At 60.0% G+C, this 16,449-nt stretch carries 7 protein-coding genes; 2 read left to right on the forward strand and 5 right to left on the reverse strand.

Features of this window, described 5'->3' with window-relative positions; translation table 11 throughout:
- Positions 1-16: 16 nt before the first annotated feature.
- Together ACLD1X_RS09335 and ACLD1X_RS09340 are read right to left on the reverse strand one after the other, a co-directional pair.
- Positions 17-208: a Flp family type IVb pilin gene (locus tag ACLD1X_RS09335; protein WP_429367057.1), complete on the reverse strand. Its 192-nt coding sequence runs from the start codon at positions 206-208 to the stop codon at positions 17-19.
- Between the two features lie 152 nt (positions 209-360).
- Positions 361-552: a Flp family type IVb pilin gene (locus tag ACLD1X_RS09340; protein WP_429367058.1), complete on the reverse strand. Its 192-nt coding sequence runs from the start codon at positions 550-552 to the stop codon at positions 361-363.
- 408 nt (positions 553-960) lie between these two features.
- On the opposite strand from ACLD1X_RS09340, the gene ACLD1X_RS09345 reads away from it, so the two are divergent.
- Complete coding sequence (locus tag ACLD1X_RS09345) at positions 961-1,830, forward strand: helix-turn-helix domain-containing protein (RefSeq protein ID WP_429367059.1); 870 nt, start codon at positions 961-963, stop codon at positions 1,828-1,830.
- 151 nt (positions 1,831-1,981) lie between these two features.
- Here the strand turns inward: ACLD1X_RS09345 and ACLD1X_RS09350 are convergent, their stop codons facing one another.
- Positions 1,982-13,024 carry a peroxidase family protein gene (locus ACLD1X_RS09350; RefSeq protein WP_429367060.1) on the reverse strand — a complete coding sequence of 3,681 codons (11,043 nt, stop codon included), beginning with the start codon at positions 13,022-13,024 and terminating at the stop codon, positions 1,982-1,984.
- Between the two features lie 298 nt (positions 13,025-13,322).
- Positions 13,323-13,745, reverse strand: a complete 423-nt coding sequence (locus ACLD1X_RS09355) for a hypothetical protein (protein WP_429367061.1) — start codon at positions 13,743-13,745, stop codon at positions 13,323-13,325.
- Positions 13,746-13,817: 72 nt separating this feature from the next.
- On the opposite strand from ACLD1X_RS09355, the gene ACLD1X_RS09360 reads away from it, so the two are divergent.
- Positions 13,818-15,311, forward strand: a complete 1,494-nt coding sequence (locus ACLD1X_RS09360) for a sensor histidine kinase (RefSeq protein ID WP_429367062.1) — start codon at positions 13,818-13,820, stop codon at positions 15,309-15,311.
- Between the two features lie 45 nt (positions 15,312-15,356).
- Here the strand turns inward: ACLD1X_RS09360 and ACLD1X_RS09365 are convergent, their stop codons facing one another.
- The gene (locus ACLD1X_RS09365; RefSeq protein WP_429367063.1) at positions 15,357-16,067 is read right to left on the reverse strand and encodes a response regulator; all 711 of its coding nucleotides are present in this window, start codon (positions 16,065-16,067) and stop codon (positions 15,357-15,359) included.
- Positions 16,068-16,449 lie beyond the last annotated feature (382 nt).

Raw genomic sequence — 16,449 nt, forward strand, 5'->3', positions numbered from 1 at the left:
CCTGGCGGGATTATCGTTAGCAGGCAGAACCTTTAACCGCAGCGCACAGCGCTGTGATCCTGGTGTTCACCTCGCCGCCCAAAGTCACAAACATTGCGGCAACAGCTACCGTAACCAGCCCACCGGCCACGGCGTACTCCACAATGGTCAGGCCATCTTCATCTTTGGCGAACTTGCTTATCGAAGCTCTGATTGTTTGCAGAGTCATTTTTGAGTACCTCACTTCAGTGGTCATAGGGCTCAGAAAGTACATTGGCGGGGACTGCGCGATTTCCTTTGAGCTACCCGGTCTATCAGCGAAACGGTAAAACCGGTTACTCCATGGATATCACCGCGCCCCGCCAGCGTGGTTTTCTATCATCAGCAGGCAGAACCTTTAACCGCGGTGCACAGTGCGGTGATCTTGGTGTTCACGTTGGTGCCCAAAGTCACAAACATTGCGGCAACAGCCACAGTAATCAGCCCGCCGGCCACGGCGTACTCCACAATGGTCAGGCCATCTTCGTCTTTGGCGAACTTCACTACCGAAGCCTTGATTGTTTGCATGTTCATTTTGCCCACCTCACTCGAATGTTGTTTTTTCTGAGGCAGAACTTTCTGCGCTGCCTGAGTGCAACACTAGTCAGGGGCAAGGCATGGGCGTTAGGAGGATTTTGCACATCGCTAGGACTTTTTTGCGGGGCAGCCACTCAAGAGGGGGTGGCCTTTGCAAAAGTACCAAGGGGGGATAAACAAGACACTGAAACTCAAAGGCAATTGTCATTTATTCACAAGCGACAAACGGCTCAACCCGGGTTCATCGAGCACATACGAACAAACAGACGCCCGGAGCTGCCTTCCAGGTCGACCATAGAGCGAGTAGTACTAAAAACTGTCTTTTTTATAGGGATTAAATCTGCAAAATGATGGCACCTTGGTAATACTAGCGAAAAGAGTCACCTAGACCCCCAGAGTAGTGACATGACGTCCCATTTGACCAAAAGGCCAACATTGCTATGGTTCGATCTGACTCATGATCGGTCCACGAAAGAACTTGTCGCGCAATTCGAGGATTTCTGCGACTGCAAACTGGCAAAAAACTCCATATTGCCTGTCCGGGAACAGGCAGACATGATCTGCATCCACTTTGATCGCCCCGACACGCCAGGCTTGCGGCTTTTGCTGGAGATCAAACGCACCACCCCCACCATCCCGATCACCATGTTCACCGTGCAGCACTCTGAAGAACTGGCTGTATGGGCCATGCGCTCCAGCGTCTGGGAATACATGGTGCTCCCGCTTTCGATCAGCGAGAAGAAGCGTTACCTGGCGGCGCTGGTACAGCTCTGCGAGCTGCGCCGAAATGCCAACGGCCAGGGCAAGTCATCGCAGATCGACCACTCCCCGACCCTGCCGGACAGCATCCGGCTGACTTCGGGACACCAAAAGCACCAGGCGTTGAACAGCGTCATGCTGTACATCGAGCAGAACTTTCGAGACAGCATCGATCAGAGGGATCTGGCGCAGCGCTGCGGCATGACGACATTTCGCTTCAGCCGCCTGTTCAAGGAAGCCAATGGACTTGGCTTCACGGATTACATCCTGAACAAGCGCATGAACTTCGCCAAGGAACTGCTCGACAACAGCCAGATGCCGATTACCAGTATCGGCTATGAGGCCGGCTTCAAGGATCCTTCCTACTTCGCTCGTGCCTTCAAGCAGTTCGCAAACTGCACGCCCAGCGAATACCGCCTGGCGCGCCAACTCAGAGCGACTGCAGCTTCGCAAATGGTGCAGGATGAACAAATCACTGAAGCGCTCGACAGCCTGGTAGAAAGCCTCGGCAGTTGATCTGGTTTTATGCCTGACACTTCCCCTTGCCAGCGTGTAGAGGACTTTCACGTCCGAGTGATTTCGCCCGGCCTGGCGCATAAAAAAACGGTGTGTGGCAATCGCCACACACCGTCATTACTTTCAGTTCAACGTTGTCGAATAGGCCTCCTTATCCCGCCAACACGAAGTCTGACTGATCAACGGTCGCACTGCTGACACCCACCAGGCGGATGCTGTCTGCCCCGATACCGACCAGCGTGTCCGCCCCGTCAGCCACTATGCTCACGCTGGCAGCGAAGGTCGCGCTGTTGATCCCCAGCCCCGCGATATCGAGCATGTCCTGCGCTCCGACCGGACTGGCGCCAAAGCCGACGATCGTATCGTTGCCGAAACCCGCTGCAGCAAACACGAACGTATCGTTGCCGGCGACACCGCCACTCATCACGTCGTTACCGCCACCGCCGACGAGAAAGTCATTACCCGCCCCCCCTACGAGCGTGTTGCCGAGCGCGTTGCCGACGCCAATGAAATTGCCGCTGCCGCCGAAAAACAGATTGTCGACGTCGTTACCCAGGGTGTAAGTCCCGAGCGAGGTCCAGACCGTGTCGTTACCAGCACCGGCGGCCTCGAAAACACTGTCCCCGGAATCGGTGACTTCATAGGTATCGCTGCCGATGCCACCGTCCATCGCGTCGGCACCTGTGCGACCGATGAGGACGTCGTTACCGCCGCCACCGATAAGGACGTCGTTACCCGTACCGCCGGCGAGCGTGTTGTCGAGTGCGTTGCCAGTGCCCGCGAAGTTGCCGCTGCCACCGAAATACAGACTCTCGACGTCGGCACCCAGCGTGTAGCTGGCAAGCGAGGTCCAGACCGTATCAGTACCCTCACCGCTAATCTCCGCCACCACATCCCCGAGGTCGGTCACTTCATAGGTATCGTTGCCGACACCACCCACCATCGTGTCGGCACCTGCGCCACCGATGATGACGTCGTTACCGACGGCACCGATAAGGACATCGTCACCCGCACGACCCACGATCATGTTATCCAGCTCGTTACCGGTGCCCGCAAAGTTGCCGCTACCGCCGAAGAACAGGTTCTCGACGTTGGCCCCCAGCGTGTAGCTCGCAAGCGAGGTCCAGACCGTATCCTGGCCGGCACCGGCGAGCTCGAACACAACGTCCCCGGAGTCGGTGACTTCATAGGTATCGTTGCCGCCGCTGCCGCCATTCATCACGTCGTTGCCGCCCCCGCCGATCAGGACGTCGTCACCCGCACCACCCACGAGCGTGTTGTCGAGCGCGTTGCCGATGCCCACGAAGTTGCCGCTGCCGCCGAAGAACAGGTTCTCGACGTTGGCCCCCGGCGTGTAGCTCGCAAGCGAGGTCCAGACCGTATCCTGGCCGGCACCGGCGAGCTCGAACACAACGTCCCCGGAGTCGGTGACTTCATAGGTATCGTTGCCGCCGATGCCGCCATTCATCACGTCGTTGCCGCCCCCGCCGATCAGGACGTCGTTACCCGCACCACCCACGAGCGCGTTGTCGAGCGCGTTGCCGATGCCCACGAAGTTGCCGCTGCCGCCGAACGAGAGGTTCTCGACATTGGCGCCCAGGGTGTAGCTCGCGAGCGAAGTCCAGACTGTGTCCGTGCCTTCGCCGCCAAGCTCGGTCACCACGTCCCCGGCATCGGTCACTTCATAGGTATCGTTGCCCAGGCCTCCCGCCATGGTGTCGGCACCCGTCCCCCCGATGAGGATGTCATTGCCCGCGTCACCATTGAGGATGTCGTTGCCGCCCAAGCCGCTCAGGATGTCGTCGCCAGCACCGCCGCTGGCTATGTCGTCGCCTGCGGTGCCGGTCCAGACGTCGACACCGGCGGTGCCGACAAACAGATCACCGACCACAGTCGTTGCGCCAGAGGTGACTTGCTCAAGTGTGCCGAGGTCATCGGTGTAACTCGCCACGACACGCAGTTGCTGACCGACCTGCGCCAGGCCGGGCGTGAAGGTCGTGCCCGTCTCGCCGACGATATTGGTAAAGAGCGCACCGCTCCCCGCCTGCCATTGATGGGTAATCACCGAGGTCGTGGTCCCGTTGGCGTCGGTGAACGCATCCGTGGCGGTCAAGGCAGTGCCGGCCGTCGGGGTCGTATCGCTGAGCAGCACCGTTCCAACCGGCAGCACATTGACGGTGCCGGTACCGGCCGCCGTGATCGGTGCGGTCGGCGCCGAGAACACCTCCTCCAGCACGCCATTGGCGTCCTTGTAGACCGCCCTGACGCGCAGAGCCAGCCCGGTTGCCACGACGAGTTGCGGAATAGCCGGTACGGCGCCAATGAGGGTTGCCGGTGGTGCGATCCTGAGTTCCGAGCCCACTGTGACAGTCGTACCCTCTGCGCGCGCAACCTCACCGGCGGCAAAGAAGGTGATGTCTTCGAAGACCCCCGAGCCCGGGCGCGCTTCGAACTGCCAGAAGTAACTGATGGGGCTGGTGATCGCGCCGCCGGTCGCAATATTGTCGGCATCGGCGATGTTGGCCGCCGAGACGGTCAGCGTCTGGCCGACGGCTGGCGTAGGGTCGTCGATCCTCAGCACACCGATTGGCTCCGAGTTCACACCACCGAGCACAACCGACTGATCGGCGAACTGCAACCGCTCGATATTGCTGAGGGTGTCAGTCCCGTCCCTGCCAGCGACACTGTCGGTGACCGTAAAGGTGCCGTTGGCGTTATTGACCACGGTGTAATCCGCCATGTTGCCGGAGTACAGCGCCGTGTCGAAGTCCGGACCGGTCGCCGTGAGGATCTCACGGACAACCTGGAGCTGGCCGGGGTTGTAGGTGCCGTTCATCATGAGCGGAACCAGCGGTGTCATGTTGTCGAAGGTGGCGATTTCCGGGCCGGTGCCATCGATGTTCTGCCGCACGCTGATGCGTACGTTGAGCCACTTGTCGCCGTCGATGAGGTCATCGCCGCCGCGGCCTTCGATGACGTCGCTGCCAGCGCCGCCCAGGACGATGTTGCCAGCGTCGAACTTGTCGTCGGCCGTGCCGGCGATGCCATCTGCCCCGTTGCCGGCGGCGCCGACGAACGCCCGCAGTCCGCTGATGAGGTCGAAGTTGGTGAGCACGCTGCCCCTGGCGCCAGCGACGGCGAGCAATGCGGCATCGGAGTCATCGCCGCTGAGGAAGTCGGCGTGTGACGAACCCGACAACCCTTCCACCAGGTCCAGCCGGGCAAGGATCGACGCGTTGGAACCAGGTACCGCCGGTTGGTCGAAGAAGCGCAGCCTGGAGTTGAGGCCGATGGTCACGCCAGCCGGGTCGTCCTTGAAGGTTGCCCAGTCATAACCGGAGAAGCCGATGAAACGGTCCGCCTCGCTGGGGCTGCCGATCATGATGTCATCACCGCCCTCCCCGTCGAAGTTGTCCGGTCCGCCATCGCCCATGAACACGTCGTTGCCATTGATCGGATCGTTGCCGAACGGGTCGAAGTTGTCGCCGGCAACACCATCGGCGGATCCGCCCTGGATCCAGTCGTCACCTTCACCGCCGCGCGCGAATTCGTTCGCCTTGCTGCCGAGGATGAAGTCGTTGCCCAGCCCGCCGCTGGTATCGGCCGCATCCTCGCCGGTGATGATGAAGTCCTGACCGGCCTGGCCGAGGATCAGGTTGAGGCCGTTGCCGCCCTGGATGACGTCGTTGCCGTCCTCGCCGTGGATGACGTCGTCGCCGCCCATGTCCGTGATGATGTCGTCACCGGTACCGCCAAAGAGTTGGTCGTTGCCGTAGCCGCCATCGATCCGGTCGTTACCGGCATCGCCATAGACCGTGTCGTCGTCCGAGTCGCCGGCAATGAGGATGTCGTTGCCGGGCGTACCGCCCAGCACCACCGTATCTGCACCGGTGTAGTGCAGGTAGTTGGTATCCAGCCCCGGTGTGGCGGGGTTGTCGCGGATCACCAGTGGTGTGAGGAAGTCACTGCGTGGTGAGCCAATCGGGTGGTTCGAGGGGCCAAACGGATCGGCGTTGGCTGGCAGATCGTCAATGGTGCCGACAATGCCGTCGGGACCGGCAATCACACTCGGGTTGTACTGGTTAGCCTGGTTGACCTCCAGAGTGTAGGCAGGCGTCAGGAAAACCCTGCCTGGAAGGTGTGTTGCGTCGGTATTGGCCATCACCAGCGAGGAGAACGTGTTGTTCTCAAGCTCGGCGCCAAAGTCCATCGAGGCGGTGCGTTCCAGGTAGTAGAAGCGGTCACCGTCCTGGAGTTTCTCCATCTGGTTCTCGAAGACGAAGTTGAAGGTCGAGCCGAGCATGCCGCCAAAAGGCATTTTCTCCTCGGCCAGCCCGCCAACCCAGAAGTCGACGTTATCCAGGCCGGTGATGGTGACATCGTCTGGCGTGTGCAAGACACCGTCCGCACCAGCGGTGCTGGTCCAGGCGCCGGTGCTGTTGAGGAAGTCGACACGGTCGGCCGGTGCGGTCGCGCCCCCCAACACCAGGTCCGCAGCCGCGGCGCGCTTCGCGTCGAGCGTGGTGGCGGCGGTGATCGTTGGGTGCGTGCCGTAGGCGGCGATGAAGTTGATCAACGACTCCGGATGCTTCATGTGCTGCACGAAATCGGCCCAGCTCGTGTAGGGCTTGAGCTCGGCGTCACCGGTGGGCAGATAGAACTCCCGCCGCGCAGCGTTCAGGGACGGAATGCCGGTATCGCGGCCGCGCGCCAGGTTGATGGCGGGCAGGTCGAGCGGCAGACCCAGCAGGTTATTACGCAGGGCTTCGGTGACGAACTCATCGATTTCGTTACCTACCTGGCGGGTCACGCCGCGCACGATGGCGCCGGCGGCCTGTTCCGGAGTCGGACCGCTGCCTGCGAACTCCAGCGGATTGAGGAACGCCTGAATCAGCCCGATATCGCTCGAGGCGAAGTTCGGATCCAGCCGGTCGACCTGCTCCAGCAGCATCGAGTGCCCGAAGCGATAGACCGTGTGCGCGAACTCGGCAACGATGCTTGGATCGATCGCCGTGTCGTACACCTGGCCAGGGGCGAAGAACGGATCGACCATCGGCTGGATGGTACGCGCGAACTCCTCGAACACCAGGTGCTGGTACTGCATCTCGGTGCCGAACTTCGCAGTCTGGAACAGGCGTTCGCCGTTCCAGTCGAGGGTCGAGGTATCGGCTGGAAGCGCAGTGACAGGCGTCAGCAGCCACTCGTTCAGGAACGATACATCGCCGCTTGCCGCTGTCGCCAGGACCACCTCCTTGGTGTGATCGACGAGACGGTTGTGCTCGTGGTGGAAGATGGAGTGAACGGTGGTCAGGCCGATGTTCTCGTTGACCCGACCGTCACCGGCAATGTAGTGCGCGTCCAGCAGTTCGTTGTCGTAGAAGCCCGGTGCAGGTGTACCACCAATGATGTTGTCCGCATCAGGCAGCAGTGCTGCGCCGGTCTGGTCGTCCACCGGAACCGCGGTGTGCGCGATGTCGTTGAGGAAGGCATGGCCGGTGCGCGCAGCGTTCGCCAGGCTGATAGGCGCCGCCGGGTTGCCTTCAACGAGCACATCGTCGGCCGTGCCGGCAATGCCGTCCGGGCCCAACATCACCACTTGCGGAAAGCCGTTCGGTCCCTTGATGAAATTGCCGTAGGCGTCGGTCGCCAGCAATGGCACGTTGTCGAAGTCGGCATCGGTGAGATTGATGCCGAGCAGGTCATGGGCTTGCGCCTTGACCACCTTCCAGGTGGCCATGCCACCGATCCCGACGTCATCGGCCGTACCGAACACGCCATCGGCGCCCAGATCACGATTTTCGATCAACTTGCCGGTAGCCACCGGATCGCCAGCTGCGTTGAGCTCATAGGCACGCAGGAACACCTGGTGCGAAGGATGCGAGCTGTAGGTCTGGTTCTGGTCGACAAACGGCGAGGTGGTGTTGGTGTTCTCGTGGATGTCGTCGGCCGTGCCCAGAACGCCATCGGGGCCGGGTTGATTGGTGGCGCGCGTCAGCACCATGAAGTTGGTCGGGCTACCAGGCACGAACAGCGGATCATCCGGCTGCAGCGGAATGAACACAGTGCCCGAGCCGCCCTTGGTGACCAGGTCCAGGCCATGGTCGAAGAACTGGCCGAAGAAGGTCATCCATTGGTTGAAGGGCGCGGTCAGGCCCGCGTCGGGGCTCACGTTCGGATCGAAGAAGGTCTGGAACGTCGTGCCGTCGGTACGGGTTCCGGTCACCACCTGCGCACCGGCCTTGAGGACGTCGTCAGCCGTGCCGAGGATGCCATCCACACCAGGATCGAAGGTGGCCGCGACCGCCGCCGGGTTGTGCGCGGTCTGATCGACGATCAGGTTACTGATGGTGCGCGGCTGCGAGTCGATCACCAGGCCGCTGGTCTGGGTGTAGCTCGTGCCGGCGTCGGCCGGGCGGAAGTTCGGCGTGGTCAGGCGCGGGAAGACATTATCGGCGGCCCCGAACTCGGGATGGAGCAGATTGTTTTCCGTCCCTTCGACCGTGCGTAGACCGAACGGCATCCGTACGTTGTCGAGCAGCGAGCTGAGGTTCTCACCGGCCGCGTTGTGTTCCGCTATCTTGATCTGGTCAAGGATGAACGCCAGGTCCGATTGCGTGTAACGCACACCATTGCTTGGGGCCGTGGTCTGCGGATCGATCAGCGAAGGCGCCACCACAGGGGCCGGCGCCGCAGCCACAACTGCCGTCGTCGGTGCCGAGAATACCTGCTCGGTCACGCCATGATCGTCGGCATAGAAGGCTTTGACACGGATTGCCAGGCCGGCAAGATCCGGCGTCACCGTGAAAGTGGACTGGTCCGCCCTGGTAAATCCGATACCGATGCGGCCTGGGCCGAGGATGATGTCCTCGAAGACGCCCGAACCCGGTGTCGCTTCAAACTGCCAGATGTAGCTGATGGAATTGTGGATCGCCCCACCCGCGTTGTCGCCATCGGTGATGCCCGCCGCCGACGCGGTCAGCGTCTGGCCAACGGTTGGTGCGGTGTTGCTCACCGTCAGCGCACCCACAGGCTCGGCGTTGACCCCCTGCACGAGGACCACTGCCTGATCGGAGAACTGCAACCGCTCGATGTGGGTGAGACGGTCGGTTTCTTCCTGGCCGACATTGTCGGTCACGGTGACGACGTCGGTGCCGACGATATTGAGGGGAACGGCGGGATCAACGACGATGCCGTTGACCGCGATCGAGTAGTTCGCCAGAGGGCCCAGGAAGTTGACGGTGTCGAACGCAGCCCCGCCTGCGGATGTACCGGGCAGGATCTCACGCACGGCGACGAGCTGGCCGGGATTGAAGGTGCCATTGAGCATCAGCGGGATCATCGGTGTCATGCTGTCGAAGCTGGCGATCTCCGGCCCGGTGCCATCGATGTTCTGCCGCACGCTGATGCGCACATTGAGCCAACTGTCGCCGTCGATGAGGTCGCTGCCGCCACGGCCTTCGATGATGTCGCTGCCATCGCCGCCGAGGATGATGTTGCCCGCGCCGAACTGGTCGTCGGCCGTCCCGCCGATACCGTCGGCACCGAAACCGGCGCTGCCGACGAAGGTCCGCAGGCCGCTGACGAGATCGAAGTTGGTGAGGATGCTGCCCCTGGCCGTGATGTTGGCGAGGATGGCCGCGTTCTGTTCATCGCCGCGCAGGAAGTCGGCGAAGGACGACCCCGACAGGCCCTCCACTTCCGCGAACCGGTCATAGACCGCATCGGGCGATTGCGCGAATGCACCCACGATATTGGCCGTTGCATCGGGCACCGGGTGATAGGGGCTGAAGAAGGGGACGACCATGTCGACGGTCACGCCGTACTTGTCATTCTTGTAGGTGGTCCAGTCGTACCCGGACATGCCGTCCATCTTGTCCTGGGCATCGCTGGCGACGAAGACGTCGTCGCCACCCTCACCGATCATTTCATCGAATCCGCCGGTGCCGATGAAGATGTCGTTGCCGGGCACATCGTCGGTCAATGTCGGGCTCATGTTATCGCCGGGTGCACCGTCCTGGGTGCCGCCCTCGATCCAGTCATCGCCTTCGTTACCGGTTGGCGCCAGGTTGACCTTGGCGCCAAGGATGAAATCGTCACCCGCGCCGCCGAAGGTCATCGTGATGTCTTCGGTGGTGATGATGAAGTCTTTACCATCACCGCCGAGGACCAGGTTGTTGGCCGCCAGGATCGAGTTGCCGGCCTGGATGACGTCGTTGCCGTCGTCGCCGTGGATGACGTCGGCGCCGCCGATGTCGGTGATGATGTCGTCACCGGCGCCGCCAAAGAGGTTGTCGTTGCCGTAGCCGCCGTCGAGCCGATCGTTGCCGGCATCGCCATAGACGGTGTCGTCGTCCGAGTCGCCGGCAATCAGGATGTCGTTGCCGGCCGTGCCGCCGAGCACGACCGTATCACCGCCGGTGTAGTGCAGGTAGTTGGTATCCGGGCCCACTGTGTCGGGGTTGTCGCGGATCACCAGTGGCGTGAAATGGTCAATCCGTGGTGAGCCGATCGGGTGGTCCGACGGGCCAAAGGGGTCGGCGTTGGCTGGCAGATCGTCGAGCGTGCCGACGATGCCATCCGGCCCGGCCACCACGCTCTGGTTGAACTGGTGCAACGGGTCGGTCTCGAGGATGAAGGCCGGCGTCAGGAATACGTTGGCTGGGAGGTGTGTTGCGTCGCTGTTGAGCATCACCAGGTTGGCGAACGAATTGTTCTCAAGCTCGGTGCCGAAGTTGAGTCCCGCGGTGCGGGCCAGATAGTAGAAGCGGTCGCCATTCTGCAGGTTTTCCAACTGGGTTTCGAAGACGAAGTTGAAGGACGAACCCAGCAGGCCGCCAAAGGGCATCTTTTCCTCGGCCAGGCCGCCAATCCAGTAGTCGACGTTGTCCAGGCCGGTGGTGGTCACGTCATCTGCGGTGTTCAGAATACCGTCCGCACCGGCGGTGCTGGCCCAGGCACCGGTACTGTGCAGGAAGTCCAGGCGATCCGCGGGCGCCGTGGCGCCGCCGAGCACGAGATCGGCAGCCGCGGCTCGCTTGCCTGCCAGCGTCGTAGCGCTAGTGATGGTTGAGTGCGTGCCGTAGGCGGCGATGAAGTTGATCAGCGATTCCGGGTGTTTCATGTGCTGCACGAAATCGGCCCAGCTCGTGTAAGGAGTCAGCTGGCTGTCGCCAGTCATGTGGTAGAACTCGCGCCGCGCCGCGTTCAGCGACGGGATGCCGGTGTCGCGGCCGCGCGCCAGGTTGAGGGCGGCCAGGTCCAGTGGCAGACCGACCAGGTTGTTGCGCACCGCGTCGGTCACGAACTCATCGATCTCGTTGCCGACCTGGCGGGTCAGGCCGCGCACGATGGCGCCTGTCGCCTGCTCGGGGGTCGGGCCGCTGGCCGCAAATGCCAGCGGGTTGAGGAAGGCCGCGATCAGGCCGGTCTGCTGATTGCCCGGGTCAACCGGATTGCCGTCGCCGACGACATTGAAGTTGGGATCGAAACGATCGACGGTCTCAACCAGCATCGAGTGACCGAAGCGGAAGACCGTGTGCGCAAACTCGGCGACGATCGCCGGGTTGATCGTGGTGTCGTTACCCATGGGGGCCAGGAAGACGTCCACTTGCGGCTGGATGGTGCGCGCGAATTCCTCGAACACCAGGTGCTGGTACTGCATCTCGGTGCCGAACTTGGCGGCCTGGAACAACCGCTCGCCGTTCCAGTGCAGGGCTGCGATGTCGGCCGGCGTTATCGGCAACGCTGTCAGTTGGGCGTCGGGCATCAGCCACTTGTTCAGGAAATCGAGGTCGTTGGAGGCCAGCACCGTCTGCTTGGTCTGGTCAACCAGGCGGTTGTGCTCGTGGTGGAAGACGGAGTGAACGGTGGTCAGGCCGATGTTCTCGTTAACCCGGCCATCGCCGGCGATGTAGTGCGAATCCAGCAACTCGTTGTCATAGGTGCCGGGCGCTTGCACCCCGCCTATGACATTGTCCGCGTCGGGCGTCAGGCCGCCAGTCGGATCGGCGCTGTGCGCGATGTCGATGAGGAACTGGTGGCCGGTGCGCACGGCGTTCGTCAGGTCGATGGGAGCTGCGCGGTTACCCTCGACGAGTATGTCGTCGGCGGTGCCGGCAATGCCGTCCGCGCCCTTCATCACCACTTGCGGAAGGCCGTTGGGGCCCTTGATGAAGTTGCCATAGGCGTCGGTCGCCAACAGCGGCAGATCGAACACATCCGCATCGGTCAGGTTGATGCCGAGCAGATCATGGGCCTGGGCCTTGACCACCTTCCAGGTGGCCATGCCACCGATTTCGACATCGTCGGCAGTGCCGAACACACCATCGGCACCCACGTCACGATTGGTGATCAACTTGCCGGTGGCGACCGGATCGCCGGCGGCGTCGATTTCATAGGCGCGCAGGAATACCTGGTGCGAGGGATGCGAACTGTAGGTCTGGTTCTGGTCGACAAACGGCGAGGTGGTGTTTTGCTGTTCGTGGATGTCGTCGGCCGTGCCGAGGATGCCATCGGGGCCGGGCAGATTGGTGGCCCGCGTCAACACCATGAAGTTGTTCGGGCTACCAGGCACGAACAGTGGATCGTCGGGCTGCAGCGGAATGAACACCGTGCCGCTGCCCCCCTTGGTGACCAGGTCGAGGCCGTGATCGAAGAACTGGCCGAAGAAGGTCATCCAGGCGTTGAAGGGTGCGGTCAGGCCCGCGTCCGGCGTGATATTGGGGATCTTGAAGACGGAAACGTCGTCGGCGGTGCCGAACAGACCATCGAGCCCTGGGCTGGTGACAGCCTGTGAATCCGGATTGAACGCTGCGGCCGCGACCGCCGCCGGGTTGTTGGCGGTCTGATCGACGATCAGGTTGCTGATGGTGCGCGGTTGCGAGTCAAAGACAAAACCGCTGGTCTGCAGGTAGGAGGTCGGTGTGGTTCCACCAGGATCGGTGGGGCCGAAGAAACCGGCGGGCTGTACCTGCGCGGTATTGAACTGCGGCGGTACCATGCGCGGGAAGATGTTGTCGGCGGCACCGAACTGGGTATCGGCCAGGTTGTTGTAGATGCCGGAGACGGTGCGCAGGCCGAAAGGCACTTCTACGTTTGGCAGCATGTCAGCCAGACTGGCGCCTGCCGCATGCCGTTCGGCGATGAAAATTTGTTCGAGAATAAACTCGAGATCGGACTTGATGAAGCTGGCCATGGCTGTTTCCTCGATGCTTAACCAATCAGGAAACCACACGCATAAAACACGGCTGCAAACGTGTGATTAAGTGTTGAACCCCATATTTAAAATTTGAAAAATGAACGACGGGACCTGGTATTGCGGCCGCACCGAGCCCTTGCTGAATGACAGGCAATCAGCAGTACTCAACTGAGGATCAATTCCCCATGACAACCGTATCTACAGGCTGGTATTGCGCCTCAAGGAGGCGACGGCCCATGAATCCAGGTTGAATAGAAAGTGCAACTTGTTAACGGCCCCGTCACGAATCGGGGCGCTATGCATCTGTCCATGAAGCTCTCTCAGGCATAGGGGGCTTGTCACAGATGCCACACATCCAGCGATCAGAGTCATTGGCCGGAATATGCTCGCGAAGATCGCCATAGTCCGGGACTTCCTGAGGGGTGTTGGCACAGTTCTGCGTCCATGCCGCTTCGTCAACAAGCCTGTTGCCCATGAGAAAACCGGCATCGGCCACGAATTGACTATTATGTATTGGAGGCTGGTTCCACGCGCTTGGTGGTGAACCGGGTTTGACCTGGATACCAAGCGTGCAGACGTTTCCATCCTGGCCTGCATGACCAAAAAGTGACAGTACAGGGCGCGAAAGACCGACCACAGCATCGGTAATAACCCCCGGCTGTTGCCGCCGGAAATAGTGATTACCCTGATTGATCGAGAATCTCTTCAAACTATTCATCGCCCCTCCCGCCTTCAACCTCAAACCTCAGCTATACACTCCATTAAAAATGAGTATTGAGGTGCTCCCCGGATGTGTACAGAGACGAAAGCCCAATCAAATTCTGAGACCTTGGTCAAAGAATCGGATCAGACCTTGGTCCAATCCGCTGAGCAAACGTCCAGTGGTGGAGCGCCCGGGAGACAGGGCATCCGTGCGAATCTGCGCCATTTGAGCCGTTCAACCCAGTTCGTGATCTGCGCCACGATCATTCTGGGTTTGACCATGACGTTCGTTGGCAACCTCGTAAGCCAGAGTATCGAGGATGCAACGGTTCAAACTGCGGCAGAGGCAGGGGCGCGTTATATGGAGAACTTTCTCGAACCTTTCGTCCAGGGATTAGCCACGGCCAATGCACTCCCCGATGAAACTATTCAGACTATTGATCACCTGTTGTCCAGCACCTCGTTCAGTACACATGTCGTCTCGGTGAAGATCTGGCTTCCAGATGGCACGATTGTCTACAGCACCAATAAATCCGAAGTGCAAAAAAGTTTTCCGACAGAGGAGATCTCACAGGCGCTCACCGGCAAGATCTATACAGAACTGGACAGTGATCTTGATGCCGATGCTGAAGATGCTTTTGAGCGCGACATGAATATTCCGCTCTATGAAATCTTTGCCCCACTGCGCGAAGCGGGTACTGGAAAGATTGTTGCGATTGGCGAGTTCTACGAAACCGCGGAAGCGTTACAGCAGGAAATAAATAACGTTCGCAAGAAAGTATGGGCGATTGTTGGTGCAGCAACGATGGCCATGATCTTGCTGTTATTTTTTATCGTTCGGCGCGGTGACAAGATAATCAAGCACCATGAAGCAGCACTTAAATGGCGAATGGACGAGCAAGCCAGGCTGCACTCAAATAATGCCGCCCTTGAGCGCAAAGTCACGATGGCCAACCGCGAGTTTTCCCGAATCAATGAACTCACTCTTCGTCGGATCGGGGCAGATCTACATGATGGTCCTGCTCAGCTATTGTCACTTATTCTCCTTCGCCTTCAAGAGCTCGAGGATTCGCAAGGCGCCCCGGATATGGAAGCCCTTGAAATGATCAGGCGTGCCGGCGCGGATGCGTTGAACGAAGTGCGGGAAATATCACTCGGCCTGGCACTTCCGGAAGTCAATGACCTGACCCTGCACGATGCGCTGGTATTGGTTGCCGAGCGGCACGAGGAACGAACCGAGACGCAAGTCGACCTTGAGCTTGGTACGCTTGCGGACGATGTGCCCATAGCGTACAAAATCTGTATTTACCGCTTCGCCCAGGAAGCGTTGAACAATGCCTATATTCACGCCGGAGGAAAAGGCCAAAAACTCAGCGCCTCTCACTCCGAAGGGCTACTGGAAGTGCAAGTCGAAGATGCGGGAGTGGGTATTTCAAACGAGAAACCAAGTGTGCCAGGTCGAGGTAGAACCCACCTGGGCCTTGTCGGCATGCGCTATCGCGTCGAATCCCTCGGCGGAATATTCACCATTGAATCTGCGCCCCATGCCGGAACCAAAGCCAGGGCGCAGTTCAAAATCTGATCCCCCCGAGCCAAAACGATCGTTGCACTCAACCAACCGCAGCGTTTATGGCTCACTACTCGGTTTACCGCTGTCGTTCAAATCGCGGCGTTGAAGAGCAGCACACAAGCTGGAGATATGGTCACTCTCCCAATGCCGTATCACGGCTGCGACTGCCTGCGTGCGGTTACGAACGTGCAGCTTGTACATGACACTCGTCATGTAGTGCTTGATGGTCTTCTCGCAAAGTTCAAGCTTGATCGCAACCTCGCGGTTGGTCAGGCCCTTCGATACTTCCCGGATAACTTGTTCTTCGCGATGGGTCAGCTCGACCTTCTGCTTGTCGCCCGCGTGCTTTCTGACATTGCTCAACAGCTTGCTGGCAAGTTTAGGTGTAATGAAGGTTTCACCGCCTGCAACATTCCTGATGGCCTGTACAAGCTCACGGCCGCATATGCCCTTCAACGCATACCCCTGCGCGCCCGCTTCGAGGGCGGAAAATGCGTCTTCAATGGACTCCGATACCGTCAGCATCAAAATCCTGACTGCTGGCGAAGAAGCCGAGATCGCTCGCACGGCAGCAAAACTATCGCCCGGCATATTTACATCCATCAACAAAACATTCGGAGCAAAGCGAGCGGCAATTTCCAGCGCATCATCAGCAGACCCGCCCTGCTCGACTACCTGAAAGTCAGCTATTTTCTTCAGCGCCATTGTGACCCCATCCCTTAACAGAGGGTGATCATCAACGATGCCAATCTTGATCATGGAACTCATAAGAAGCTCCTTATAAGTGGCGATGGAGCTGCATGAAGGTGTCGCGCGTTGCATTTTTCAACCCGCGCGTCATGCCGAATCCGGCAAACCCCGTCGTCGCCAGGATGCCCGGGACGACAGCAGTTGCGGGTACCGTGGGGGCTGCAACTAATGAGCCATATGAATAGGGCGAAAAAAAGTTCAAATGAATTAATAAGCTACTTCTGAGTGTTTCAAGCACGAGAATGGGTGAGGTGGGGAATAATCCTCAATTTGGGTGATAAACGCCTGGGTGGGTGGGTGAAATTCCCCATTTCTGGAGATACGCCGAGCGCTTCCGGTAGGGGCTGCGTGCCCTGAGATGGTGGCGATTCAAAGGGTCGAGAAGACCGTTTCTGGCAAA

The organism is Pseudomonas sp. 18173 (assembly GCF_050432945.1).
Lineage (GTDB): Bacteria > Pseudomonadota > Gammaproteobacteria > Pseudomonadales > Pseudomonadaceae > Aquipseudomonas.